This window comes from Janibacter sp. CX7 (assembly GCF_024362365.1).
Lineage (GTDB): Bacteria > Actinomycetota > Actinomycetes > Actinomycetales > Dermatophilaceae > Janibacter.
In genome coordinates, this window is sequence record NZ_CP101464.1 from 2,659,886 (window position 1) to 2,684,294 (window position 24,409).

26 protein-coding genes and 1 pseudogene are annotated in these 24,409 nt (G+C 73.3%); 11 read left to right on the forward strand and 16 right to left on the reverse strand.

Features of this window, described 5'->3' with window-relative positions:
• Positions 1-34 precede the first annotated feature (34 nt).
• The gene (locus NMQ01_RS13080; RefSeq protein ID WP_255184357.1) at positions 35-421 is read left to right on the forward strand and encodes a DUF4878 domain-containing protein; all 387 of its coding nucleotides are present in this window, start codon (positions 35-37) and stop codon (positions 419-421) included.
• A 335-nt stretch (positions 422-756) separates the two neighbouring features.
• On the opposite strand, the gene NMQ01_RS13085 is transcribed toward NMQ01_RS13080, so the two are convergent.
• The 3 genes from NMQ01_RS13085 to NMQ01_RS13095 form a co-directional block, all read right to left on the reverse strand.
• Positions 757-2,268 carry a methyltransferase gene (locus NMQ01_RS13085; RefSeq protein ID WP_255184358.1) on the reverse strand — a complete coding sequence of 504 codons (1,512 nt, stop codon included), beginning with the start codon at positions 2,266-2,268 and terminating at the stop codon, positions 757-759.
• 40 nt (positions 2,269-2,308) lie between these two features.
• Complete coding sequence (locus NMQ01_RS13090) at positions 2,309-4,645, reverse strand: sodium-translocating pyrophosphatase (protein WP_255184359.1); 2,337 nt, start codon at positions 4,643-4,645, stop codon at positions 2,309-2,311.
• Positions 4,646-4,711: 66 nt separating this feature from the next.
• Positions 4,712-5,065 carry an STAS domain-containing protein gene (locus tag NMQ01_RS13095; RefSeq protein WP_255184360.1) on the reverse strand — a complete coding sequence of 118 codons (354 nt, stop codon included), beginning with the start codon at positions 5,063-5,065 and terminating at the stop codon, positions 4,712-4,714.
• A gap of 18 nt (positions 5,066-5,083) precedes the next feature.
• On the opposite strand from NMQ01_RS13095, the gene NMQ01_RS13100 reads away from it, so the two are divergent.
• From NMQ01_RS13100 to NMQ01_RS13110, 3 genes are read left to right on the forward strand one after another with little or no spacing between them, the layout of a single operon-like run.
• A complete protein-coding gene (locus NMQ01_RS13100; RefSeq protein WP_255184361.1) occupies positions 5,084-7,405 on the forward strand; it encodes a DEAD/DEAH box helicase in 2,322 nt (773 codons plus the stop codon).
• A gap of 19 nt (positions 7,406-7,424) precedes the next feature.
• A complete protein-coding gene (locus NMQ01_RS13105) occupies positions 7,425-7,970 on the forward strand; it encodes a hypothetical protein (protein ID WP_255184362.1) in 546 nt (181 codons plus the stop codon).
• A gap of 10 nt (positions 7,971-7,980) precedes the next feature.
• Positions 7,981-8,364, forward strand: coding sequence for a DUF1304 domain-containing protein (locus NMQ01_RS13110; RefSeq protein WP_255184363.1), 384 nt, complete (start codon positions 7,981-7,983; stop codon positions 8,362-8,364).
• A 21-nt stretch (positions 8,365-8,385) separates the two neighbouring features.
• On the opposite strand, the pseudogene NMQ01_RS15985 reads toward NMQ01_RS13110, so the two are convergent.
• The 8 genes and pseudogenes from NMQ01_RS15985 to NMQ01_RS13145 form a co-directional block, all read right to left on the reverse strand.
• Positions 8,386-8,730 (reverse strand): annotated as a pseudogene (locus NMQ01_RS15985) (Rv3654c family TadE-like protein); the annotation flags it as partial.
• Positions 8,717-9,049, reverse strand: a complete 333-nt coding sequence (locus tag NMQ01_RS13115; RefSeq protein ID WP_255184364.1) for a TadE family type IV pilus minor pilin — start codon at positions 9,047-9,049, stop codon at positions 8,717-8,719. The pseudogene NMQ01_RS15985 and the gene NMQ01_RS13115, both read right to left, overlap by 14 nt.
• A 19-nt stretch (positions 9,050-9,068) precedes the next feature.
• Entirely contained in the window at positions 9,069-9,260 is a 192-nt protein-coding gene (locus NMQ01_RS13120; RefSeq protein ID WP_255184365.1) for a DUF4244 domain-containing protein, read from the reverse strand.
• Between the two features lie 249 nt (positions 9,261-9,509).
• Positions 9,510-10,064 (reverse strand): type II secretion system F family protein, encoded by a 555-nt coding sequence (locus NMQ01_RS13125; RefSeq protein WP_255184366.1) that lies wholly within the window; start codon positions 10,062-10,064, stop codon positions 9,510-9,512.
• The gene (locus tag NMQ01_RS13130) at positions 10,061-10,744 is read right to left on the reverse strand and encodes a type II secretion system F family protein (protein WP_255184367.1); all 684 of its coding nucleotides are present in this window, start codon (positions 10,742-10,744) and stop codon (positions 10,061-10,063) included. Before NMQ01_RS13130 ends, NMQ01_RS13125 begins: the two co-directional genes overlap by 4 nt.
• Positions 10,741-11,778: a TadA family conjugal transfer-associated ATPase gene (locus NMQ01_RS13135; protein WP_255184368.1), complete on the reverse strand. Its 1,038-nt coding sequence runs from the start codon at positions 11,776-11,778 to the stop codon at positions 10,741-10,743. The genes NMQ01_RS13130 and NMQ01_RS13135 overlap by 4 nt, the downstream gene beginning before the upstream one ends.
• Complete coding sequence (locus NMQ01_RS13140) at positions 11,775-12,491, reverse strand: hypothetical protein (RefSeq protein WP_255184369.1); 717 nt, start codon at positions 12,489-12,491, stop codon at positions 11,775-11,777. The genes NMQ01_RS13135 and NMQ01_RS13140 overlap by 4 nt, the downstream gene beginning before the upstream one ends.
• Before the next feature lie 278 nt (positions 12,492-12,769).
• Positions 12,770-13,624 (reverse strand): Fic family protein, encoded by an 855-nt coding sequence (locus NMQ01_RS13145; protein WP_255184370.1) that lies wholly within the window; start codon positions 13,622-13,624, stop codon positions 12,770-12,772.
• A gap of 32 nt (positions 13,625-13,656) precedes the next feature.
• On the opposite strand from NMQ01_RS13145, the gene NMQ01_RS13150 reads away from it, so the two are divergent.
• From NMQ01_RS13150 to NMQ01_RS13175, 6 genes are all read left to right on the forward strand, one after another.
• On the forward strand, positions 13,657-14,856 hold the full coding sequence (locus tag NMQ01_RS13150) for a sensor histidine kinase (RefSeq protein ID WP_255184371.1): 1,200 nt from the start codon (positions 13,657-13,659) through the stop codon (positions 14,854-14,856).
• A 10-nt stretch (positions 14,857-14,866) separates the two neighbouring features.
• On the forward strand, positions 14,867-15,622 hold the full coding sequence (locus NMQ01_RS13155; RefSeq protein WP_255184372.1) for a LytTR family DNA-binding domain-containing protein: 756 nt from the start codon (positions 14,867-14,869) through the stop codon (positions 15,620-15,622).
• Position 15,623: 1 nt separating this feature from the next.
• On the forward strand, positions 15,624-15,995 hold the full coding sequence (locus NMQ01_RS13160) for a hypothetical protein (RefSeq protein WP_255184373.1): 372 nt from the start codon (positions 15,624-15,626) through the stop codon (positions 15,993-15,995).
• The gene (locus NMQ01_RS13165) at positions 15,992-17,503 is read left to right on the forward strand and encodes a cation acetate symporter (RefSeq protein WP_255184374.1); all 1,512 of its coding nucleotides are present in this window, start codon (positions 15,992-15,994) and stop codon (positions 17,501-17,503) included. Before NMQ01_RS13160 ends, NMQ01_RS13165 begins: the two co-directional genes overlap by 4 nt.
• A 173-nt stretch (positions 17,504-17,676) precedes the next feature.
• Positions 17,677-18,024 carry a DUF485 domain-containing protein gene (locus tag NMQ01_RS13170; protein ID WP_255184375.1) on the forward strand — a complete coding sequence of 116 codons (348 nt, stop codon included), beginning with the start codon at positions 17,677-17,679 and terminating at the stop codon, positions 18,022-18,024.
• Entirely contained in the window at positions 18,021-19,655 is a 1,635-nt protein-coding gene (locus NMQ01_RS13175; RefSeq protein ID WP_255184376.1) for a cation acetate symporter, read from the forward strand. Before NMQ01_RS13170 ends, NMQ01_RS13175 begins: the two co-directional genes overlap by 4 nt.
• Before the next feature lie 78 nt (positions 19,656-19,733).
• On the opposite strand, the gene bioB is transcribed toward NMQ01_RS13175, so the two are convergent.
• Genes bioB through NMQ01_RS13195 form a run of 4 tightly spaced genes read right to left on the reverse strand, consistent with a single transcriptional unit; the run spans position 19,734 to position 22,702 of the window.
• Positions 19,734-20,795 (reverse strand): biotin synthase BioB, encoded by a 1,062-nt coding sequence (gene bioB / locus NMQ01_RS13180; protein WP_255186378.1) that lies wholly within the window; start codon positions 20,793-20,795, stop codon positions 19,734-19,736.
• 10 nt (positions 20,796-20,805) lie between these two features.
• Positions 20,806-21,426: an energy-coupling factor transporter transmembrane component T gene (locus tag NMQ01_RS13185; RefSeq protein ID WP_255184377.1), complete on the reverse strand. Its 621-nt coding sequence runs from the start codon at positions 21,424-21,426 to the stop codon at positions 20,806-20,808.
• Positions 21,417-22,118 (reverse strand): energy-coupling factor ABC transporter ATP-binding protein, encoded by a 702-nt coding sequence (locus NMQ01_RS13190; protein ID WP_255184378.1) that lies wholly within the window; start codon positions 22,116-22,118, stop codon positions 21,417-21,419. Before NMQ01_RS13190 ends, NMQ01_RS13185 begins: the two co-directional genes overlap by 10 nt.
• On the reverse strand, positions 22,118-22,702 hold the full coding sequence (locus tag NMQ01_RS13195; protein WP_255184379.1) for a biotin transporter BioY: 585 nt from the start codon (positions 22,700-22,702) through the stop codon (positions 22,118-22,120). The genes NMQ01_RS13190 and NMQ01_RS13195 overlap by 1 nt, the downstream gene beginning before the upstream one ends.
• A gap of 122 nt (positions 22,703-22,824) precedes the next feature.
• Here NMQ01_RS13195 and NMQ01_RS13200 point away from each other — a divergent pair, with 122 nt between their 5' ends.
• Complete coding sequence (locus NMQ01_RS13200) at positions 22,825-23,412, forward strand: TetR/AcrR family transcriptional regulator C-terminal domain-containing protein (RefSeq protein ID WP_255184380.1); 588 nt, start codon at positions 22,825-22,827, stop codon at positions 23,410-23,412.
• 4 nt (positions 23,413-23,416) lie between these two features.
• On the opposite strand, the gene NMQ01_RS13205 is transcribed toward NMQ01_RS13200, so the two are convergent.
• Positions 23,417-24,334, reverse strand: a complete 918-nt coding sequence (locus NMQ01_RS13205; protein ID WP_255184381.1) for a phenylalanine 4-monooxygenase — start codon at positions 24,332-24,334, stop codon at positions 23,417-23,419.
• Positions 24,335-24,409: the final 75 nt, after the last annotated feature.

Here is a 24,409-nt window from a genome sequence, read left to right on the forward strand (position 1 = left end):
ACCACACCGCCCGCACCACGACAGGGAGATCACCATGAAGAAGCTCGTCACGCTGGCCGTCGCCGGCACCTTCGCGCTCGGCCTGACGGCCTGCGGCAGCGACAACGGCCCGGAGAAGGCGGTCGAGGACTTCGTCGCGGCGGCCAAGGACAAGGACTACGCCGCGCTGTGCGACGCCTTCGACCCCGAGATCATCAAGACGCTCGAGGACGCCGACCCGGGCAAGGACTGCGCGACGATCTTCAAGGAGAACGAGAAGGACCTCAACATCCCCGACGACCCGAAGGTCGAGATCCTCGGCTCCGAGATCGCCGACGACGAGAAGACCGCCACCGTCCAGGTGAAGAACGAGGACGGCAAGGAAGACGAGATCGAGCTCAAGAAGGTCGACGACGAGTGGAAGATCACCACCACCAGCTGATCACGCACAGCGCGAGGGCGGCCCGGTCACCGGGCCGCCCTTCGTCGTCCCCGGGCCCACACGTTGGTCCAGGTGCGAGCGCCAGCGAGCCTCGAGACCCAGCCCCGTCGAGAAGACCCGGCGCGCTGCCGACCTCCGGTCCCTGAGGAGGTCGCTCAGCGACCGTCTCGAAGGGACGGTCGCGACGGCCTCGACAGCGTGCACGTCGAGAAGACCCGGCGTGGCGTCAAGCCGAAGTCGAGAACGACGACGTGACCACACGTCGACGAAGGACTTCGGCAGCGCGCCGGGTCTTCCCGGCGTGCGCGCCACCCCGCCCCGAGTGCGGCGACGACCTACTCCGGCAGGAGCAGCCCGTCTGCGGCGAGCCGGCGCACGAGGGCGGAGCCGGCGCCGAGGGTGTCACCGGTGGGCAGGTCGAGCAGCGCGCTGATCGCGGTGAGCGCCTGTCGCGCCGTGAGCTCGCCGTCGCACACGGACACGAGGGCGGCGTCGAGGGTGTCGAGGCGCACCGAGCGGGCCAGCCCGCCACCCTGACGCAGGACGATGACATTGGGGTCGCTGGCGCCGGGCGCTGCGTGCGTCTCGGTCGTCACGTCGGGGGCGCAGCGCCACGCGGTGTCGAGCAGGGCGTCGTCGTCGAGGCCGGCGAGCCGGTCGCGGGCGACGAGGCCGGCGGCCACGGCGGGGCCCATGGGCGAGGCCACCGGTCCGGTCGCCTCGACGAGATCGACGAAGGGAGCCCGCTCCCCCGTCGGCCGGTGCAGCGTGATGATGCCGAAGCCGATCTGGGCGATGTCCCGCGAGGCGAAGTCGTCGAGCCACGCGCCGACGAGGGCGTCGTGCTCGCTCGTGCCGGGCAGGTGCCCGCCGTCGCGGGTCCACAGCTCCGCGTACTCGGCCGGGTCCTGCACGTCGCGCTGCACGACCCAGGCATCGAGCCCGCTGTCGGCGACCCACGCGCCGACCCGCTCGCGCCAGTCCTGGCCGGCGACGGTCTCCCAGTTGCCGAGGAGCTGGGCGACGCCCCCGGGCGCCAGGTGTGCCCCGATCCCGCGGGTGAGCGCCGCGACGACGTCGTCACCGGCGGCCCCGCCGTCGCGGTACTCGTAGAGCGGCACCTGCCCGCTGCGCGGCGTGATGACGAAGGGGGGGTTGCTCACGACGAGGTCGAAGGCCTCGCCGGCCACCGGCTCGAGGAAGGACCCCTCGCGCAGGTCCCAGTCGAGCTCGTTGAGCGCCGCGTTGAAGGCCGCGTAGCCGAGGGCCCGGCGGGAGAGGTCGGTCGCGACGACGGCGTCGGCGTGCGTCGACAGGTGCAGCGCCTGCACGCCACACCCGGTGCCGAGGTCGAGCGCGCGGGTGACATGGGAGCGCGGGGTCCACGACGCCAGGGTCGTCGAGGCGCCGCCGATGCCGAGCACGTGGTCGACCGGCAGCGGCTCGCTGCGCGCGTGCTCGGTCGGGTCGGAGGCGACCCACCACGCGTGGTCGGCGTCGTCGCCGTAGGGCCTCAGGTCGCACCGGGCGACGACGTGCGCGCCGTGCGGCTCGACGATGCCCAGGGTCACGGCGCCGGTGACGCCGGTGCGCGGCAGGGCCCGCGCGAGGTCGTCGGCGGCCGTGGGCAGCCCGAGCCCGAAGCACCCGATGAGCACACCGAGCGGGTCACGGGCCCCGGCGACCGCCCGCCGGGCCGGCAGGACCTGCTCACGTCCGAGGGCGCTGGCGGCGAGGTCGCCGAGGCGCTCACGGACCGCGTCGACGCCGAAGGGCGCGGCAGCGAGGTCCGCCCGCAGGGCGGCGAGCAGCTCGGGGTCGGTGCGGGGCGTGGTGCTGGAGGTCACCCGCCGAGCCTAGTGCGCCCCCTTCGTCCCACCCGGAGGGTCAGACCCGGTCGACGGCCGGCTCGCCCTCGACGTCGGCCATCGCGACGTCGTCACGCTTGGTGACGACGAGGGCGACGACGATGACGAGCAGGGCGACCGCGGCGATGGCCCAGCGGATCGTCTGGTCGGTGCCCGAGCCGAGGTAGAGGGTGACGACGGCGGGAGCGATGAGGACGGCGACGAGGTTCATCACCTTGATGAGCGGGTTGATCGCCGGGCCGGCGGTGTCCTTGAAGGGGTCGCCGACCGTGTCGCCGATGACCGCCGCCTCGTGGCCGGGCGAGCCCTTGCCGCCGTGGTTGCCGTCCTCGACGATCTTCTTCGCGTTGTCCCAGGCGCCACCGGAGTCAGCGAGGAAGACCGCCATGAGCGCACCGCAGGCGATGGCTCCCGCGAGGAAGCCCGCGAGCGCCCCGATGCCCAGGCCGAAGCCGACGACGATCGGCGTGAGCGCGGCGAGCAGACCGGGCGTCGCGAGCTTCGCGAGCGAGTCACGGGTGCAGATGTCGACGACCCGGGCGTACTCGGGCTTCTCCGTGCCGGCCATGATCCCCGGGTGCTCGCGGAACTGCCGGCGCACCTCGTGGACGATCGAGCCGGCCGCGACGGTCACGGCGTTGACCGCGAGCCCGGAGAAGAGGAAGACGACCGCGGCGCCGACGAGGACGCCGACGAGCACGCTCGGCGAGACGATCTGCGTGTTGACCATCTGCTCGAAGGAGCTCACCCGGTCGGGGCTGACCGAGGCCTCGTCGATGCCGCGCACCGTCGAGGTCCACGCATCGGTGTAGCTGCCGAAGAGCGCCGTCGCGGCGAGCACGGCCGTCGCGATGGCGATGCCCTTGGTGATCGCCTTGGTCGTGTTGCCGACAGCGTCGAGCTCGGTGAGCACCTGGGCCGCCTCGCCGTCGACGTCACCCGACATCTCCGCGATGCCCTGCGCGTTGTCGGACACCGGGCCGAAGGTGTCCATCGCCACGATGACGCCGACCGTCGTCAGCAGGCCGCAGCCGGCGAGCGCGATGAAGAAGAGCCCGAGGACGACCGACGACCCGCCGAGGAGGAAGGCGAGGTAGATGACGACGGCGATCGTCAGGACCTTGTAGACCGCCGACTCCAGGCCGAGAGAGATGCCCGAGAGGATGACGGTCGCCGCACCGGTCTCGGTCGTGCGGGCCACGTCCATGGTCGGACGTTTGTCGGTGCCCGTGTAGTAGCCGGTCATCCGCAGGATGACGGCGGCGAGGATGATCCCGAGGACGACGGCGAGCAGGGCCGCGCGGCGCGGGTCGCCGACGAGCTGGGCGACGCCGTCGTCGGGGGACGACAGACCGGCATAGGTCGAGGGCAGGTAGAGGTAGGCGGCGCCCGCGCAGAGCACGGCGGAGACGACGGCCGAGATGTAGAAGCCGCGGTTGATGGCGTCGAGGGCCGACTCGCCCCCCTTCGCCCGGGTGATGAAGATGCCGATCATCGCGGTGAGGGCACCGATCGCGGGGATGAGAAGGGGGAAGACCAGGCCGTAGGAGCCGAAGGCTGCGGAGCCCAGGATCAGGGCGGCCACGAGCATGACGGCATAGGACTCGAAGAGGTCGGCCGCCATGCCGGCGCAGTCGCCGACGTTGTCTCCGACGTTGTCGGCGATCGTCGCGGCATTGCGCGGGTCGTCCTCGGGGATGCCGGCCTCGACCTTGCCCACGAGGTCGGCGCCCACGTCGGCCGCCTTGGTGAAGATGCCGCCGCCGACGCGCATGAACATCGCGAGCAGCGCGGCGCCGAAGCCGAAGCCCTCGAGGACCTTCGGCGCATCACCGCGGTAGGCGAGCACGACGATGGCCGCACCGAGCAGACCGAGGCCGACGGTGAACATGCCGACGGTCCCGCCGGTGCGGAAGGCGATGCGCATGCCGTCGTCGCGTCCGGTGGAGCGCGCCGCCTCGGCGACGCGGACATTGGCCTTGACCGCCAGCGACATGCCCAGGTAGCCGATGGCGGCGGAGAAGGCGGCGCCGAGGACGAAGAAGCCCGAGCGCCCCCATCGCACGCCGGCCGAGTCGGCCGGGAGGAAGAGCAGCAGCACGAAGACGAGGGCCACGAAGACCACGAGGGTGCGGAACTGCCGTCTCAGGTAGGCGTGCGCGCCCTCCTCGACCGCGCCGGCGATCTCCTGCATGCGCGGGGTCCCGGCGTCGGCGGCGACGACCTGCCGACGCAGGACCACGCCGAGAACCAGGGCCACGACCCCGATGACGGCCACACCGCCCACGAGGCCCAGGTTGGTGCTGTCGAGGTCGATCGACGACGCAGTGGACAGGGTCGCGAGCGTGACTGCCATGCCATCCTCCTTGATGGACGCGGGTCACGGCCGGTCCGTCGTGGCGGGCACAGCCGATGGCTCACCCTACTGCCGGGTCGCCTCCGCTGCCCGGACCGCGCTCTCGAGATCCGGGTGGATCTGCAGCAGCTGGTCCAGGCCCGTGATGGTGAAGACGCGCACGACCCGCTCGTGGGCGGCCGCGACGGTCAGCGTGCCGCCGTGGCGGGTCAGCCGCTTGAGCCGGCCGACGACGATGCCCAGACCCGTCGAGTCCATGAAGGTGACGTCGGTGAGGTCGAGCGTCAGGCACCGGTGGCCGTCGGCGATGAGGGCCTCGAGGGCGTCGCGCAGGACGGCCGCCGAGGTCACGTCGATCTCCCCGGCCACGTGGACGACGTGGACGGGACCGGACTCGCTGGTCGTGACGGCGGTGGGCACCGGCCTACCGTAGACGACATGTCACGTCAGGTCCCAGAGGCTGGAGAGCTGCTCGCCGGCCTCGCCTCCGGTCGCGAGGACCGGGTGCGGCACGTCGAGCGGATCCCGGCCCGCGCCGCGGACCACGTCGACCTGCCCGACTGGGTCGCCCCGCCGCTGCGCGCGGCACTCGCCGGCGCCGGCATCGACCGGCTGTGGTCCCACCAGGCGCGCGCGGCCCAGGCCGCGCGCGACGGGAGGCACGTCGTGCTGGCCACCGGCACGGCCTCGGGCAAGTCACTGGGCTATCTCCTCCCTTCGCTCACGGCGGTGCTCGAAGGGAGGGCAGCCGCCAACGGCCGCGGGGCCACCGCCCTCTACCTCTCCCCCACCAAAGCGCTGGCCGCCGACCAGCTCGCCCGGATCCAGTCGTGGGCCGTGCCGGGCGTGCGCGCCGCGACCTACGACGGCGACACCCCCACCGACGAGCGGCGCTGGATCCGTGACCACGCCGACGTCATCCTCACCAACCCCGACCTCGTCCACCACTCCCTGCTGCCGGGGCACGAGCACTGGGCGCACGTGCTGCGGCGGCTGCGCTACGTCGTCATCGACGAGTGCCACGTGTACCGCGGCGTCTTCGGCTCGCACGTCGCGCTGCTGCTGCGGCGGCTGCGGCGCGTCGCCCGGCGCTACGGCGCCGACCCGATCTTCGTCCTCGCGTCCGCGACCGTCGGCGACCCCGGCGGCCTGGCCTCGCGGCTCGTCGGTGACGACGTGCTCGCGGTGACCGAGGACGGGTCGCCGCGCGGTGCGATGACCTTCGCCCTGTGGCAGCCGCCCGAGGACGACGAGGGGGCACGCCGCTCCCCCACGACCGAGGCCGCCGACCTCATGGCGCACCTCGTGGGCCGCGACGTGCAGACGCTCGCCTTCGCCCGCTCCCGGGCCGGTGTCGAGGCCCTCGCCTCGGCCGCCTCCCGCCAGGTGAGCATCACGGACGAAGGGAGGATCGCCGCCTATCGCGGCGGCTACCTGCCCGAGGAGCGTCGGGTCATCGAGCGTCGGCTGCGGGAGCGCGACCTGCTCGGGCTGGCCGCGACGAATGCCCTGGAGCTCGGCATCGACATCGCCGGCCTCGACGCCGTCCTCATGGTCGGGTGGCCGGGCCGGCTCGCCTCCGTGTGGCAGCAGGCCGGGCGCGCCGGGCGTGACGGCCAGGACGCGCTCGCCGTGCTCGTCGCCGCCGACGACCCGCTCGACACGTGGGTGGTCGAGCACCCGGAGGCGATCTTCGACGCGCCGGTCGAGACGAGCGTGCTCGACCCGGGCAACGTGCACGTCCTCGTGCCGCACGTCGCCTGCGCGGCGGCGGAGCTCCCGGTGACGCGCGACGACGAGCAGTGGTTCGGCCCGGGGCTGGAGGGTGTCCTCGAGGTGCTCGTGGCGCGGGGGCTGCTGCGCAAGCGGCCAGGTGGCTGGTTCTGGACCCGCCCGGACCGACCCGGCGAGCACGTCTCGCTGCGCGGCATCGGCGAGGTGGTGAGCATCGTCGAGGGCCGGTCCGGCCGGGTCATCGGCACGGTCGACGAGTCGTCGGCGCACTCGCAGGTCCACACCGGGGCCGTCCACGTCCACCAGGGGCGGCCCTACGTCGTCACCGAGCTCGACCTCGAGCAGGCCACCGCCACCGTCGTGCCCGGCGACCCCGGCTGGTCGACGCACGCCCAGTCGGTATCCTCCTTCGACATCGTCGCGGAGGAGTCCGGCGTCGACCACGGGCCGGTGCGGGTCTCCTTCGGCCGGGTCGACGTGCGGCACCAGGTCACGGGGTTCCTCCGCCGGCTGCCGGGCGGCGAGGTCATCGGCCAGCACCCGCTCGACCTGCCGGAGCGCACCCTGTCGACCCGGGCGGTCTGGTGGACGATGACGCCCGAGGCTCTTGCCGCCGCCGGCGTCGCCGAGGTCGACGTGCCGGGGGCGGCCCACGCCGCCGAGCACGCGGCGATCGGCATGCTCCCGCTGCTCGCGACGTGCGACCGGTGGGACATCGGCGGGGTGTCGACCGACCTGCACCCCGACACCGGGCTGCCGACGATCATGGTCTACGACGGGCAGCCCGGCGGGGCGGGCTTCGCGGCCCGGGCGCACGAGCAGATCGGAGCGTGGCTGGCGATGACCCGCGAGACGATCGCCCGCTGCGGGTGCGCCGGCCGGGGCTGCCCGGCCTGCGTCGTCTCCCCCAAGTGCGGCAACGGCAACGAACCCCTCGACGCGCGCGGCGCGGTCGCCCTGCTCGACCTGCTCCTGACCTCGCTCGGCCATAAGGTGGAGAACCGCCAGTCGTCGCGCTCGCGCTGACCTCCCCGAAAGGACCCCCATGGTCATCCTCGGCCTCATCCTCGTGCTCGTCGCCGTCGCCATCGGCGCGGCCCTGCTGCTCGGCACCCGGGCCCCAGAGGTCTCGGGGCAGGAGGTCGACATCCGCCTCTTCGACGCCGTGACGATCAACCTCAACCCGCTGACCCTGGTCATCGCCGGCATGCTGACGATGCTTCTCCTCTGGCTGGGTCTGGTGATGATCAAGGCAGCGCTGACCCGCAAGGCCAAGCAGCGCCGCCTGCGCAAGGAGCAGGAGGCCGAGTCCAAGCGACGCCTCGCCGAGCAGGAGGCCGCCCACCAGGAGGAGCTGCGCGAGCGCGAGCGCGCCCTCGACGACCAGCGCGTCTCGACCGACATCGCCCGCGAGCGGGCTGCGGTCGCGGAGCGCCACGACCCGACGCTCGACGCGCCGACCGAGCGGATCAGCACCCGTGACGCCGCTCGCGGCGCTCCCGCGGACGACGCCACCCGCCCGATCGCGCGCGACGGTGGACCGGTCGACGACGCGACCCGCCGCCCCATCCGTCGCGATCACCGCCCCTGACGGGCTCGCGATGATCCTCGTCGGCCTGGTGCTCTCAGCACTCGCGGCCGCCCTTCACGTCTTCATCTGGTACCTCGAGTCCTTCGCGTGGACGACCCGCGCCCGGGCCGTCTTCGGCACGAGCGCCGAGGAGGCCGAGGCCACGCGTGAGCTCGCCTTCAACCAGGGCTTCTACAACCTCTTCCTCGCGGTCGCCGTCATCATCGGGATCGTCGTCCACGCCCTGGGCCATGACGCCGTCGGCCTGACGCTCGTGCTCACCGGCACGGTCTCGATGCTCGCCGCGAGCCTGGTGCTGCTCCTCTCGAGCCCCGACAAGGCCGCTGCCGCCGTCAAGCAGGGCGCCCTGCCGGCGGTGGGCATCGTCCTGGTCGTCGCCGGCCTCGTCCTGTGAGGCCTGCTCGGGCCCGGCCCGAGCGGTCCCCTCGGCCGTCTCCGGTCCCGCCCCACCGAGGCGAAGGGGGATGCTCGCCGCCACCGTCACCGTCACGTCTCCCCCGCCGGTGACCCGGCACGAGCGGACGGCCGTGTCGTGGAGGCCAGCGACCCGACCGGCCTCCGCGCACGCCGCGGCGGGGTCGGACCGCTCCTGGTAGTCGATCGCCCCGGCGAGGGCCGCGAGGTCGGCGGCGGACCGGGCGACGTGCGCGGCTCGGACCGCGCTCAGCACGGCGAGCGCGGCGACGGTCACCGTGAGGACGACGGCGATGACGCCCAGCGACAGCACGGTCGAGCTGCCCGCATCGTCATGACGGCGCATCGGCGGACTCCACCCGTGCCGTCGACGAGCACGTGCTGTCGTCGGTGACGAAGCCCAAGCCGGCAGGCGCCGGGCTGGTCACCGTGACCGAGACGTCCTGACCGGAGCGGGACACGTCGATCGCGGCCCCCTCGGGGGCGGTGCGCTCGGCGAGACCGACGGCCCGGTCGGCACTCTCGCCGCGGGCGAGCTCGCGCACGGCCACCCGGGCGGCGTCGACGCAGCGCACCCGGTCGACGCCCCAGGACAGTGCCGAGAGGCAGATGACGAGGACGAGGACGACCGCGGGGAGGGTGAGGGCGAGCTCCGCCGTCACCATCCCCGCGTCGCCGACGCCCCTAGCGGATGCCGAGCGCCTCGAGGATGACACCCGACAGCCCCGACTTGATGCCCCCGGACTTCACCACGGCCAGCAGCACGATGGCGAAGGTGCACGCGGCGAGCGTGCCGACGGCGTACTCCGCTGTCGTCATGCCCGCCTCGCACGCCAGCCGGGCCCGGTGCCCCCACCGGACGATGGACCTCTCCATGGGACTCTCCTCCCGTCGGCGGCACCGTGTGTGCCGCGGTGGTTCCACCCTTCGCCCGGCGGCGGTCCCGCGGGAGGGTCATCGGGAGTCTGTGGACTGCGCCCGTCGGTGGGGGTGGCCTGGGGACAACGGGTGGAGGTGGTCCCGACCGGATCATCGGCACGCAATCACCTCGACACAGGCTGCTCCGTCGCGGCCGGTCACATGCGCCGACCGACCTACCCGCGGCGCGAAGCCCGGCGCGCAGGCTCAACCGAGCTGGGTGCCGACGAGCACGACGACGACCGGCACGACGGCCGTGGCGATGAAGGCGGGCAGGAAGCACAGCCCGAGCGGCAGCACGAGCATGACCGCGGCCCGGCCTCCCGCCGCCTCGAGACGACGCGCCTCGGTGTCGCGCAGGGTCGCGGCCGCGTCGAGCAGCACCGATGCCGACGGCGCTCCCACGGCATCGGCGACGACGAAGGCCGTGGCCGTCGGCCCCCACACCCGGCGTGCGTAGCCCCACGCCCGGCCCATCGGGCGCCCCCAGCGAAGGGCGGCCGCCACCTTGCGCAGATCGGCGGCGGCTCCCTCCGCCGCCACGTCGGCGACCTCTTCGAGGGCCTGGACGAGACCTCGACCGGACTGCAGGGCCAGGGCGAGCAGGACGCTCGCGTCGGCCACGTCGTCGACGGTCAGGGGCTGCGGCGGGTCCTGCGCGGATGCCCGGTCCACCTCGCGACGGCGCACGTCGACCAGCCGCGACCGCGACGGCCACAGCACGACCGCCGCGACGACGAGGAGCAGCACCGGGAGCGTCATCGCTCGTCCCGCGGGGCGACGGCGCGTGCGAGCAGCCACCGGCAGACCAGCCACCCGGCGGCCGTCAGGCCCAACCCCACGACCGCGCTGATCACCGTCAGGGCGCTGTGCCCGTAGACCTCCCACGGGGTCAGCCCGAAGGCGAGCCCGGCGAGCAGACCGACGAGGGGCAGCAGGGTGAGCAGGTGCATCGTCGAACGGGCGCCTGCCGTCGCGGCGTCGAGCCGTCTGCGGGCCTGCACGCGGGCGCGCAGCACCTGTGCGCTCGTCGCCATGGAGGGCGCGAGCGCGACCCCGAGGCCCTCGCTGAGCGACCAGGCGCCGGCGACGGGACGCAGCTCCGGGTGGTGCAGGGCATGGCGTCGCCACACCCCGCCGGCGGCTCCCCCGGCGGTCAGCTCGTCGCCGACCTCCTCGAGCACCCCGTGCCACGGGTCCGGCGCCTCGCCGACGACGGCGGCGACCGCCGTGACCGGTGTGGCTCCCGAGCGCAGGGCCATGGCGAGCAGGTCGGCGACGGCGGCCATCGACTCCAGGTCCGCCAGCCGTCCCCTCACGCGCCGCGCGCGCCAGGGCGCGCCCGCACCCCGACCCGCCGGCCCGCTCAGCGACGCGGGCTGCTGACGCCCCGGCCACACGAGGGCGGCCGCGAGCACGAGACCGATGACGGCGAGCGTCATGCGCCCACCCCCGGCAGCGGACCGATGGAGTCGACGACCCGGCGTCCGCCCACCCGTCGCAGGTGGACGACGATCTCCAGCGCGCTGGCCATCTGGGCGCGCACGGCCTCGCGGCCCATGCCGGCGAGCGCGCCGAGTGCCTCGATCCGGCTCGGTACATCCTCGGCACGGTTGGCGTGCAGCGTGCCGCAGCCGCCCTCGTGGCCGGTGTTGAGCGCGAGCAGCAGGTCGCGCACCTCTGCTCCGCGCACCTCGCCGACGACGAGCCGGTCCGGGCGCATGCGCAGGGCCTGCCTCACGAGGTCGACCATCGTCACCTCGCCGGCGCCCTCGGTGTTGGCCGAGCGCGCCTGCAGCCGCACGACGTGCGGATGGCCGACCTGGATCTCGCCGACGTCCTCGACGACGACCAGTCGCTCGGCCGCAGGCACCTCGGCGAGCAGGGCCGCCAGGAGGGTGGTCTTGCCCGTGCCCGTCCCCCCGGTGACGACGTAGGCCCGCCGCTCGGCGACCACATCGCGCAGCTGGTCGGCCTGCTGCGGGGTGGCCATGCCCAGGTCGACGAGCGCACCGAGCCCACCGCCGCGGTGACGCGGGATCCGCAGGCTGAGGTGGGCGCCGCCGGCCACCAGTGGCGGCAGCACCGCGTGCAGGCGGATCCCTCGCGGCAGCAGACCGTCCACCCAGGGCTGGGCGTCGTCGAGCCTCCTGCCGGCCGTCGCCGAGAGCCGGGTCGCCAGCCGTCGCACGGCGTCGGCGTCACCGACGTCGAGGTCGGCCCGGGTCACGCCCTCTCCCCGGTCGACCCACACCGACCCGTCGCCGTTGACGAGGACGTCGGTCACCCGCTCGTCCTCGACGAGCGGGTCGAGCACCCCCAGACCCATGAGATCGGCGCGCAGCTCCCCCGACCGCCGCCGGGCGCCGCCGCTGCCGAGCCGCACCGCCTCGCTGCGGGCGACCTCGTCGATGACGCCCGGGTCGGGAGCGCGCCCCGCCTCGACCTGGGCGTCGATGGCGCTCGACCACCTCATGACGCGAGTCCGAGCACCCGCTCGGCCAGCGGCGCCGACGACGCCGGCAGCGCCGCCGCGAGCGACCGGGCGACCTCGCCGACCGCGCCCCGGGGCCGCGGCGCGCGCCCGTGGGCCTCGTCGCGCAGCACCCCCGGGTCGTCGGCCAGGTGGTCGAGCAGGGGTACCCCGAGATGCTCCGCCGCCCGGTCGGCGACCCGCTCTGCACGACGAGGTCCCCGAGTGACGAGCAGGGTGCTCTCGGCGAGTCCGCCGAGCGTCCCGACGATGGCCTCGCCGTCGCGCAGCCACCGGGGGCGCAGCCCGACGACGACCACGAGGGCGTCGGTAAGCTCCTGCCACACGGGCGGCACCCGTCCGCTGCACGGCAGGTCGACGACGACCGGCCCGCCGGCCGCCAGTCCGCGCACGACATCGGTCACCGCCTGCGGCGAGGGGCGTCGACCCCGCGCCGCGAGCACCGGGACCGGCCCCTGGGGCAGCGCCCGGCGCAGTCGACCGACGTCGACCTCCCCTTCGTGCTCGGCGAGGTCCGCCCAGCGCAGACCGTCCTCGTGCTCGACGGCGACGGTCGCGTCGAGACCGCCCGCGCCGAAGGCCGCGTCGACGAGCACGGGCGAGCCGTGACGGGCAAGGACGGTCGCGGTGACGGCCGCGAGGGTGGAGACGCCCAGCCCGCCGGAGGCGCCGGTGACGATGACGATCGGGTGCATGCCTTCGACCCTGCCGCGCGAGCAGGTGCGGGGAGTCCCCCTTCGTCAGCCTGTGGACGGACCGACCGGAGCCCGCGAGCCTGTGGACGACGAGCGATGACACCGTGCCCGGAAAAGGGGACGGCCCCGGCGGGGGAGCGCCGGGGCCGTCAACGCGCGGGCTCCGGGGGGGAGGGAGCCGTGCGTTGGCCGCTCAACCCGAAGGGAGCAGCTGAGAACAAGAGTAACTCGCGTGAGCAGAAAGGCAATTCGGATGCGCCACGACGCGCCGAGCGGCCCTAGCCCAGGCGGCCGGCCCGCACCGAGTCGGCCACGCGCCACCCCTCCTCCGCACCGGCGACGAGCGAGTCGCCGCAGTGGGTGAGCCACAGGACGACCCCGGGCTGGCCACCGTGGACATAGCCGTTGAGCGAGCCGAGATAGGCGGGGCCGCCCTCGTGGCCGTGCCCGGCCTCGGGCACCGCCACCCCCGTCGGGTCGAGCCCGGTCGCGGCGATGAGCGCCCGCTCGACGGCCCGGGCGACGAGGCCGTTGCCCACGACGAAGGGCCGGGTCGCCGCGATCTCCGCGTGGACGATCGAGGCGACGACCAGTGCCGGGGCCTCACTGGCGTTGCGCATCAGCTCGATGATCCCGTCGAGCCGCGCACGCAGCTCGGTCCCCGTCGGGGCCGGTCCGAGGTCGCTGAACTCCTCGCACCCCTCCCCCTCGACCCGCGGCCGCCCGAGCTGGTCACGGTCGCCGACCAGCTGCGCCGCGGCGGCGGTGTGCAGCCGGGCGAGCGCCTGCCCGGGCGAGCGGGTCACGAGGTCGCGCAGGTGCTCCGTCTCCGCGGTCGCGGCGATCGAGCCGTGGATGACCCGCTCGGCGGGGTCCGGCTCGGGGTTGCGCTCCCGGGCGCCGCGCATGAGGTCGCGCACGATCGTCGCCGTCGAGCGCGCCCCGTCGAGCTCGGCACTCGCCCACGCCCCGCGGACCCGCGACTCCGCGGAGGCCTCGGGGATGCGGCGACGCAGCGCCTCGTGCCAGCGGAGGTTGGTGCACACCTCGCGCGCCCGCTCGGACGCGGCGGCCACGTCGGGCAGGTCGGCGAGCTGGGTCAGGGCGGTGACGAGCGGGCTGGAGTCTGGCACCCCGACAGCGTAGGCGGGACTAGGGTTCGCGCATGGACGCCGGCCTGCACCTGCCCACCGTGGCGGTCGTCACCAGCGTCTTCGCCGCCGTGGCCCTCGTCGTCACCCTGGTGCGCTGGCGCCTGGCCCGCCCGGGCTTCATCTCGGTCACCGACCACGCCACCTACGAGACCCTCCACACCGCCTCCCTCGCGGCGCGGCACCTCGCCGACGGCTTCACCGACGACGGGTGCGAACGGGCGGCGCCCTACCTGCGGGCGATGCTCGCCACCCCGGGGCTGGCGGTCTGCGACACCTCCGCCGTCGTCGTCTGGGAGGGCGAAGGGAGACACCACCTGCCTGCCGTGATGGACCAGGCCGCGGCGGTCCTCACCTCTGGTCAGCCAGTCGTGCTCGGCCCGGACGTCGTCACGTGCACCTCGACGGAGTGCCCGATCCGGGCGGCGGTCATCGCCCCGGTGACGGTCGACGACCGGGTCATCGGCGCCATCGCCGGCTACGGTCCGACGGTCTCGGCAGGTCTGGCCCGCGCGGCCGGCGAGGTCGCGGCCTGGGTCGCGACGCAGGTCGAGCTCGCCGACCTGTCCTACGAGCGCACCCGGGCCATGGAGGCCGAGCTGCGCGCCCTGCGGGCGCAGATCTCCCCGCACTTCATCTACAACTCGCTGACGGCCATCGCCTCCTTCGTGCGGACCGACCCGGCGCGGGCCCGCGAGCTGCTCCTCGAGTTCGCCGACTTCACCCGCTACGCGCTGCGCCGCGACGGGGCCTTCACGACGGTGAGCGAGGAACTGCGCAATGTCGAGCGCTACCTCGTCCTCGAGCAGGCGCGCTTCGGCGAGCGCCTGGGCATCACCCTCAAGATCGCGCCCGAGGTGCTGCCGGTGCGCGTTCCCTACCTCGCCATCCAGCCGCTGGTCGAAAATGCCGTCCGCCACGGCCTCGCGCCCAAGGAGGGCCCGGGGCACGTCACACTCAGCGCGACGGACCACGGTTCGGTCGCGGAGTTCAGCGTCGACGACGACGGGGTCGGTGCCCACCCCGAGACGATCCGCAAGGTGCTCGACGGCCAGTCCCGCGCCGACTCGGTCGGCCTGGGCAATGTCGACGCCCGCCTGCGCCAGGTCTACGGCGAGGAGTACGGACTGGTCGTCGACACCGCTCCGGGGGCCGGGATGCGTGTCTCCTTCCGGGTGCCCAAGTACTCCCCTGCCCTCGAGGATCCGGCCTAGTGTGGTGCCCATGCCGCCCCGCCCCACCGCGCTGACCGTCCTCGTCGTCGACGACGAGGCCCCGGCGCGCAACGAGGTCGCCTGGTTGCTCGACCAGGACGAGCGCGTCGGGCGCGTGCTCACCGCCTCGAGCGGCACGACCGCCCTCGCGGCCCTCGAGCGCGAGCACGTCGACGTCGTCTTCAGCGACATCTCGATGCCGGGCCTCGACGGCATGCAGCTGGCCCGGGTCATCCGCCGCTTCAGCGAGCGCCCCCAGGTCGTCTTCGTCACCGCCCACGACTCCCACGCCGTCGACGCCTTCGACCTCGACGCCGTCGACTACCTCATGAAGCCGGTGCGCCCCGAGCGCATCGGCGAGGCGGTGCGCCGCTGCTTCGCCGCGACCGAGCTCCGAGAGGAGGAGCCCGCGGCGCCGGGCGAGGACGACGAGACGATCCCCGTCGAGCTCGGTGGGGTCACCCGGTTCGTCCGGCGCAGCGAGATCCGGTGGGTGCAGGCGCAGGGCGACTACGCGCGGCTGCACACCCCGACCGGGTCGCACCTCGTGCGCATCCCCCTGGCGACCCTCGAGGAGCGCTGGGCCGAGGCTGGCTTCGTACGCATCCACCGCTCCACGCTCGTGTCGACCCGGCACATCAGCGAGATCCACAACGACGGCGGCCGCTGCACGGTCCTCGTCGACGGGACCGAGCTGCAGGTCAGCCGTCGGCACACGCGCCACCTGCGCGGCACGCTCCTGCGGCCCCGGCCGACGACGGACTGAGGTGAGCACCCCGCCGCAGCGGGTGCGCGTCACCCGGTCCCGCCGCCCCGTCCGCTCCGTCCGTCGTCGCACGGTCCGCGAGGAGATCGCCGACGAGTCCCGGCTGGGCTCGACCTATGTCAACTCCCTGCGCCGGGCCCAGCTCCACCTCTCCCTCGGCACCATCGCGGTCGGCCTGGTGACGCTCGGGGCCCTGCCCCTCCTCTTCGCCCTCGTCCCAGCGCTGCGCGGCACCGGCGTGATGGGCCTGCCCTTCGCCTGGGTCGTCCTCGGCCTGCTCGTCTACCCCGCCGTCGTGCTCACCGCGCGCTGGTACGTCCGGGCCACCGAGCGTCTCGAGGCCGACTTCAGCGAGCTCGTCAGCCGCCGATGAGCCAGCCGCTCAGCGTCCTCGCGATCCTCCTCGTCTGCCTCACGACGCTCACCCTCGGCGCCCTCGGGCTGCGTCTGGCGAAGGGGACGAGCGACTTCTACGTCGCCGGCCGCACGGTCACCCCGTGGCGCAATGCCAGCGCCATCGGCGGCGAGTACCTCTCCGCCGCGAGCTATCTCGGGGTCGCCGGCCTCGTCTACGACCGCGGCGTCGACATGCTGTGGATGCCGGTCGGCTACACCGTCGGCTACCTCGTCCTGCTCATCCTCGTCGCCGCCCCCCTTCGCCGCTCCGGGGCCTACACGCTCCCCGACTTCGCCGAGACCCGGCTCGAGTCGGCCACGCTGCGTCGGGGGTGCGCGCTGCTCGTCGTCGGCATCGGCTGGCTCTACCTGCTCCCGCAGATGCAGGGGGCCGGCCTCGCGCTGCGGCACGTCAGCGGGGCGCCCACGTGGGTCGGTGCCGGCGTGCTGACGGTCATCGTGACGCTCAACGTCGTCGCCGGCGGCATGCGCTCGGTGACGCTCGTGCAGTCCGTGCAGTACTGGATCAAGCTGTCGGCGATCGCCGTCCCCGCCTTCGTCCTGCTCGCCGTGTGGCACCGCAGCGGTGCCCCGGCACCGCAGGCCGACACCTCTTGGTGGGAGCCGCTCACCGGTGACGCGCCGGGTCGCACCCTCTTCACGACCTACAGCACCCTCGCCGCGTTGTGCCTGGGCACGATGGGCCTGCCGCACATCGCGGTGCGCTTCTACACCAACCCCGACGGCGTCGCCGCCCGCCGCACGACCGTCTCCGTGCTCGCGCTGCTGTCGCTCTTCTACCTCTTCCCGCCGATCTACGGCTTCCTCGGCCGCGCCTACCTCGACCCGTCGGAGATCTCTGATGACCCGAGCCGCACGGTGGTGCTCGCCCTGCCGGGCGCGATGCTGCCCGGCCTCGACGGCCAGCTGCTCACCGCGCTGGCCGCCGGCGGCGCCTTCGCCGCCTTCCTCGCCACGGCTTCCGGCGTGACGATGTCGGTCGCCGGCGCCATCGACCAGGACGTCCTGCGACCGCTCGCCGCCCGTGTGACGCACGGCGACGCCAGCCCCTCGGCCTCCTTCCGCATCGCCGCCGCGACCGGGGTCCTCGCCCCCTTCGTCGTCGCCATCACCGCCGCCCCGATCGGCATCTCGTCGGCCGTCGGCCATGCCTTCGCCATCGCCGCGGCGACCTTCGCCCCGCTGCTGATCCTCGGCGTCTGGTGGCCACGACTCACGGCGAAGGGAGCGGCCGCGGGCATCACCGTCGGTGGCGTCACGACCCTCGTCGCCGCCCTCGTGTCCGTCACCGACCTCGCCCCGGGCGGCTGGCCGGGCGCGCTGCTCGCGGCTCCCACTGCGTGGGCCACACCCCTGGCCTTCGCCGTGACGATGCTCGTCTCGCTCGTCACGCCGCGGCCGCGCCGGTGGGCCCGCACGATGAGCCGGCTGCACGCGCCCGAGGACGTCCTCGCCGAGGCCTGACCGCTCGTCGCGCTCACGGCGCCGCTCACCGCACGGGGCGCGCCCGCACGGCGACGTCAGCACCCGCCGACCGCCGCACGGCCCGTCGCACCGCCGGCCGGGGTGTGCGCTGCGCCACTCTGGCGGCGTTCGGTCACCGATGCCCGGACCCACCCACGACCCGGAGGTGAGCCATGAGCAACGACGCTCAGTCGCTCGGCGAGAGATACATCGCCGTCCAGGAGTCGGAGGAGTTCGGCCAGCTGCGCCGGACCTTCCGCCGCTTCGTCTTCCCCATCACCGCGTTCTTCCTCGCGTGGTACTTCCTCTACGTCCTGCTGTCGATGTACGCGCCCGGCTTCATGGGCACCAAGGTCCTCGGCAACATCAACATCGGCCTGCTGCTCGGCCTCGGGCAGTTCGTCACGACCTTCGCGATCACCATCGCCTACATCCGCTGGGCCGGCCGGGTCTTCGACCCCGCCGCCGAGGCCCTCGCGGCGCAGGTCGGATCGCACGAGACCCCGGAGGTGGACGGATGACCGCCCTCGTCCCCGCGGCCACGGCCACGGGCTCCCCGGCCCTGAACATCACGATCTTCGTCGTCTTCGTCGTCGCGACCCTCGCGATCGTCATCAAGGTGGCGGCCGGCCACAAGACGGCGAGCCAGATGTACACGGGTGGTGCCGCCTTCTCCGGTCGGCAAAATGGTCTGGCCATCGCCGGCGACTATCTGTCGGCGGCGAGCTTCCTCGGCATCGCCGGCGCCATCGCCCTGCAGGGCTACGACGGCTTCCTCTACTCGATCGGCTTCCTCGTCGCGTGGCTCGTCGCGCTGCTGCTCGTCGCCGAGCTCTTCCGCAACACGGGCCGCTTCACCCTCGCCGACGTGCTCTCCTACCGACTGCAGCAGCGGCCGATCCGCATCGCGACGTCGAGCTCGGTGCTCGCGGTGTCCTTCTTCTACCTGCTTGCGCAGATGGCCGGCGCCGGCGGCCTCGTCTCGCTGCTCCTGGGCGTCGACGGTGCCTTTGCGCAGAACGTCGTCATCGCGGTCGTCGGCATCGTCATGGTCGCCTACGTGATGATCGGCGGCATGAAGGGCACCACCTGGGTGCAGATGATCAAGGCCGTCCTGCTGATCTTCGCCACGGCCATCATGACCGTGTGGGTGCTCGGCAAGTTCGGGCTCAACTTCTCCTCGCTCATGCAGCAGGCCGTCGAGCGCAACCCCGCGGCCGGAGAAAAGCTCCTCGAGCCCGGCCTGAAGTACGGCCTCACCCACACGACGAAGATCGACTTCATCTCGCTCTCGCTCGCCCTCGTCCTCGGCACGGCCGGCCTGCCGCACGTGCTGCAGCGCTTCTACACCGTCCCGACGGCCAAGCAGGCCCGCAAGTCGGTCGAGTGGGCCATCTGGCTCATCGGTGGCTTCTACCTGCTGACCCTCGTCATCGGCTACGGCGCCGGCGCCCTCGTCGGCCCGGAGACGATCAACGCCGCCCCGGGCAAGGCCAATGCCGCCGCCCCGCTGCTCGCCTACGAGCTCGGCGGCTCGTGGCTGCTCGGCATCGTCTCCGGCATCGCCTTCGCGACGATCCTCGCGGTCGTGGCCGGTCTGACGATCACGGCCAGCGCGAGCTTCGCCCACGACCTGTACAACCAGGTCTTCAAGCGGGGTCAGGCCACCCAGGAGGAGGAGGTCAAGGTCTCGCGCTACGCGGCGATCGGGACCGGCGTCGTCGCGATCCTCGGCGGCATGCTCGCCAAAGACCAGAACATCGCCTTCCTCGTGGCGCTGGCCTTCGCCGTCGCGGCGAGCGCCAACCTCCCGACGATCCTCTACAGCCTCTTCTGGCGTCGCTTCAACACCCGCGGTGCCCTGTGGTCGATCTACGGCGGTCTCGCCTCGGCCCTGCTGCTCATCATCTTCTCGCCCGTGGTGTCCGGCAAGCCGGTCGACCCCGCGACGGGCAAGAGCGGCTCGATGCTCCAGGGCGTCGACTTCCACTGGTTCCCGCTGGACAACCCGGGCCTGGTCTCGATCCCGCTCGGCTTCTTCCTCGGGTGGCTGGGCACGGTGACGAGCAAGGAGTTCAACCGCGCGAAGTACGCCGAGATGGAGGTGCGCAGCCTCACCGGTCACGGGGTGGCCGAGGTCATCGACCACTGACCGCCCGGTCGTCGCACCCTCGCCGACGACGCAGGACGAAGGGGGGAGAGCTGCGGCTCTCCCCCCTTCGTCCTGTCCTCAGGCGTTGGCCGGGACGCTCGTGCCGGCTCCGCGGCGCCGGATGGCCGGCGCGGTCCCCGCCGCGCCGACGCTCGCCGGATCGTCGGCACCGAGGACGGTGAACCCGTGGTCGGCGATGAGCGTCAGGTCGTCCTCGGCGCTCTGCCCTTCGGCGGTGAGGTAGTCACCGAGGAAGAGCGAGTTGGCCACCTGCAGCGCCATGCCCTGCAGGCTCCGCAGGTGCATCTCGCGACCGGCGGCCATCCGCAGCTCGGCGGCAGGCGAGATCAGCCGGGCGGCGGCGAGGATGCGCAGGCAGCGCAGCGGGGTCAGCTCCCAGGTCTCCTGCTTGGGCGTCCCGTCGAAGGGGATGAGGAAGTTGACCGGCACCGAGTCCGAGCCCATATCCCGCAGCGCGACGAGCGCCTCGACGAGCTGCTCGTCGCTCTCCCCCAGGCCGGCGATCAGGCCGCTGCACGCGGACAGGCCCGCGCCCTGCGCCATCGCGACGGTGCGCACCCGGTCCTCGTAGGTGTGTGTGGTGACGATCGACTCGTGGTGCGACTCGGCGGTGTTGATGTTGTGGTTGTAGGCGTCGACGCCGGCCTCGCGCAGCCGGTCGGCCTGGCCGTCGCGCAGCAGGCCGAGGCAGGCGCAGACCTCGACATCGGGGTTCTCCTCCTTGATGGCGCCGACCATGCCCGCGACCCGCTCGATGTCGCGGTCGGTCGGGCCACGGCCACTGGCGACCATGCACAGGCGCGAGGCGCCGCCGCGCACGCCGGCGCGGGCCTGGTCGAGGGCCTCGTCCTCCTTGAGCCAGGTGTACTTGAGGATCTCGCTCGTGGACCCCAGCGCCTGCGAGCAGTAGCCGCAGTCCTCCGGGCAGAGCCCGGACTTGAGGTTGACGAGGTAGTTGACCTTGACGGTCATGCCGAAGTGCGCGCGGCGCAGCCGGGCGATGGCCGCGACCGCGTCGAAGACGTCCTCGTCCGGGCAGCGCAGGATCGTCAGCGCGTCCTCGGGGGTGGCCTCGGCTCCTGCGAGGACCCCCTCGACGATCTCGTCATAGGTGGTCATGGTCATCCCTTCATCCGTGTCTTCCAGACTGGTCGTCGCCCACACCCCGGGCATGGAGCGCCTCCCCCCGCAGCCGCGCGTCACGCACGACCCGCACGACGAAGGGGGTGAGGATCGCCCTGGGGTTGCGCTCCAGGCCGCGCGCCCGCGCCGCGTCCCTCGTCTCGGTCGCCACCTCCGCGGTGGCGGGCACGGCCCGGAGCGCGAGCGAGATCGCCAGCGCGACGCGGTCGGCGCGCACGCCGAACCTGCGGAGCGGGCGCATGGCCCGCTCCACGGCGTCGAGCATGTCGTCGACCCGGGTCGTCGTCGTGACGAGGCTCGCGAGCAGGACCAGCGCCAGGAGGTCACCGACGGTCTCGCCGGCACGGGGCCAGCCCGCCTGCCAGGTGAGCCAGACCCCCAGGGCGACCGTCACGAGGACGGGCCCGCGCAGGGCGGTCACGAGGACCCGCAGGGGCGTGCCGGCGACGACGAGCAGGGCGAGGGCAGTGCCCGCGGCGAGGCCAGCCGACGGCCAGCCATCCGCGAGGGCCAGCCCGACGCCGGCGGCGGCGAGCAGGCTGAGCTTGGCGCCCGCCGGGAGCCGGTGGACGAGCGAGGTCCCGGGGCGGTGGGCCGTCAGCAGCATGCCGCCACCCGGGCGCGGTAGTGGTGGACGACGTCGGCCGCGGGACCATCGGCCACGACCCGGCCCCCGTCGACGAGGACCGCCCGGTCGCACCGGCCGGCGAGCTCGAGGTCGTGGGTGACGAGCACGACCTGCTGCGGCAGCCCCATGAGCAGGTCACCGACGCGTCGGGAGGCTGCCAGGTCGAGCAGCGTCGTCGGCTCGTCGGCGACGAGGACGTCCGGACCGGTGGCAAGGGCGCTCGCCAGGGCGAGCAGCTGGGCCTGCCCACCGGAGAGGGCGTGGACGCTGCGGTGGGCCAGGTCGGCCAGACCGTGCTGCTCGAGCACCTCGGCCACGGCCGCGTCGCGGCCCCGCCGGTCGGGCCGTGCGGCCCTCAGCGACAAGGCAACGTCCTCGGCGACCGTCGGCATGACGAGCTGTGCGTGCGGGTCGGTGAAGGTGAAGGCCACCCGACGCCGGACCTCGCGGCCGCGGCGCGCGACATCGACACCGTCGACGTGCACGGCACCCGTCGTGGCGGTGACGAGACCGTTGACGAGGCGAGCCAGGGTCGACTTCCCGGCGCCGTTGGGACCGATGAGCGCCACACGCGCCTCGCTGACGAGCAGGCTCGTCTCGTCGAGCACGAGCAGGTCGCCGGTCGCCGTGGGCCGGCGGACCGTGACCCGGTCGAGCTCGATGCGCGCCATCAGGCGCGGCGACGCAGCAGGTCGGGGAAGGCGCGGTGCACCGCGCCCGCGACGAGGACGGTCGCGGCCAGCTTGATCAGGTCGCCGATCCAGAAGGCACCGTCGACGGTCGCGGCCGCATGCCACCCGAGTCCCGCGCGCAGGTGCAGGCCGACGATGCCGGCGGCGTGGACGACCACGAGCGCGAGCAGCCCTCCCGCTGTGAGCACCCACGCCGTCCCGCGGCCGGCGCGTCGGACGGCGACCGTGGCCACGGTCCCGATGATCGCCGCCCCGACGACGAAACCGAGGATGTACCCACCGGTCGGGCCGACGAGCACCGGCAGCCCGGCCTTGCCATTGGCGAAGACGGGGAGTCCGATCATCCCGATGAGGATCCACAGGAGGACAGCGAGAGCGCCGCGCCGGGCTCCGAGGACGGCGCCCGCGAGGAGCACCCCGAAGGTCTGCAAGGTGATCGGCGCGAAGACCGAGAGGTTGACAGCGGGCAGGATCGAGCACACCGCGATCAGAGCGGCGAGGGAGGAGACGAGGGCCAGGTCGGTGCTCGCCGTGGCGGCCCGGGTGGCCGGAGCCGTGGTCATGTTGCCGAATCCCCTCGTTGGATGAACGCCGTTCACTCAGGTGAACGGCGTTCAGGTTAGTGGCGCCGACGACGTGTGGTCAACTGGACCCCCGATCTCGACCCGCTTCGAAGGGAGCGCCCGTGCCGCCCACGCGACGGACCCGCCAGGAGCCGCTCTCGCACGAACGGATCGTCGCCACGGCCCTGAGCCTGCTCTCCCGGGTCGGCCTGCCCGACCTGACGATGCGCGCCATCGGAACCGAGCTCGGGGTGCAGCAGAGCGCGCTCTACCACCACTTCGCCAACAAACAGGCGGTGCTCGGGGCCGTCGCTGACGAGATCATCGCGCGCGCGCCCCGCCCGCCGACAGCGGGCGACGCCCCCTGGCAGGAGCGGGTACAGGAGCGCTGCGCGCAGCTGCACGCCGCGGTCACCGCCTACCCCGACGGGGCGGACCTGGTGATGAGCATGTGGGCCTTCGGGATGGGCGGGCAGGCGCCCTTCGACGAGCTGTGCCTGCTGCTGCGCGATGCCGGCATCTCCCCGGCCGTGGCACCGACCGCCGCACGCACGCTGCTGCACTTCGTCTACGGGCACGCCTACGACGAGCAGTCGCACGAGCAGGCCGCGCGCTCTGGGATCCTCACCGCCGAGCGCGAGCCGACTGACTTCGGCACCGGTCTGCGCATCCTCGTCTCAGGCATCGAGGCACACGGCGGCGCCGGCTGACCGGTCACGTGGCGGCCGGCACGAGTCCTCGCTGCTCGGCCGCTCGCCGCAGCGCGGCGGCCTTCTCGTCGTCGACTGTCACGAAGAAGTCGCCGACGACGTCCTCGAGATGGTCCATCGAGCGGGCCGCGAAGAGCACCGGCTGGTAGACCGTGATGTCGTAGTTGAGCGTGCCCATGTCGGCCAGGTCGAGCTCGCGGATCTCCATGTGGCCGAACTCCTGGATCTCACCGAAGCTCGACAGGATCCCGGCACCGTAGGCCTTGAGGTCGCTCCCCTCGTGCATCACCCCGAACTCGATCGAGAACCAGAAGACGTCCGCCACGAGCTTCATGGCCTCGTCGGTCTGCAGGCGCAGCGAGGCCTGGCCCGCGGCCTCGGTGATCGCCGCCAGTCGCGTGCTGGCGAGCTGGTTGGCGTGGCCGATGACCTCGTGGATGATGTCCGGCTCCGGCGTGTAGAGCGGCTGCGAGCCGTGCCGCAGGTACTGCGTGGAGTTGAAGGTGCGGGACCCGAGGTCGGCATAGAAGTCACGAAGGGGGACCAGCCCCGGCGCACAGACGTAGGACCAGCCGGTGAGCGGTACGAGTCGCTCGCTCACCTCGGCGAGCTGGGGCACGTGGTCGGTCGGCAGGTCGAGGCGGGCCTTGGCCTCGAGGTACTCACGGTGGGCATGACGCTCGTGCAGCGGGGCCAGCTCGGCGCTCACCCGACGCCAGATCTCGTGCTCGGCCTCGGTGTAGGCGATGGTCGGGACGGGGTCGCGTCCTCGGTCCCAGCCCAGCGCGGCGCCGGCGATCTCCCCCCTTCGCCGCAGGTACTCGCGGTCCTCGCGACCCGGGTGCGTGTCGGCCAGGTGGACCTCGACGGTCCCGTCCTCGTGCTCGGTGACAGGTGAGTACAGCTGTCCCTCGGTGAACACGTCAACCACCTCCTTGTGATCAGCCAACCGTCGCAGACCTGCGCTGTCTGCACCACAGATCGCCAACACGCTGGG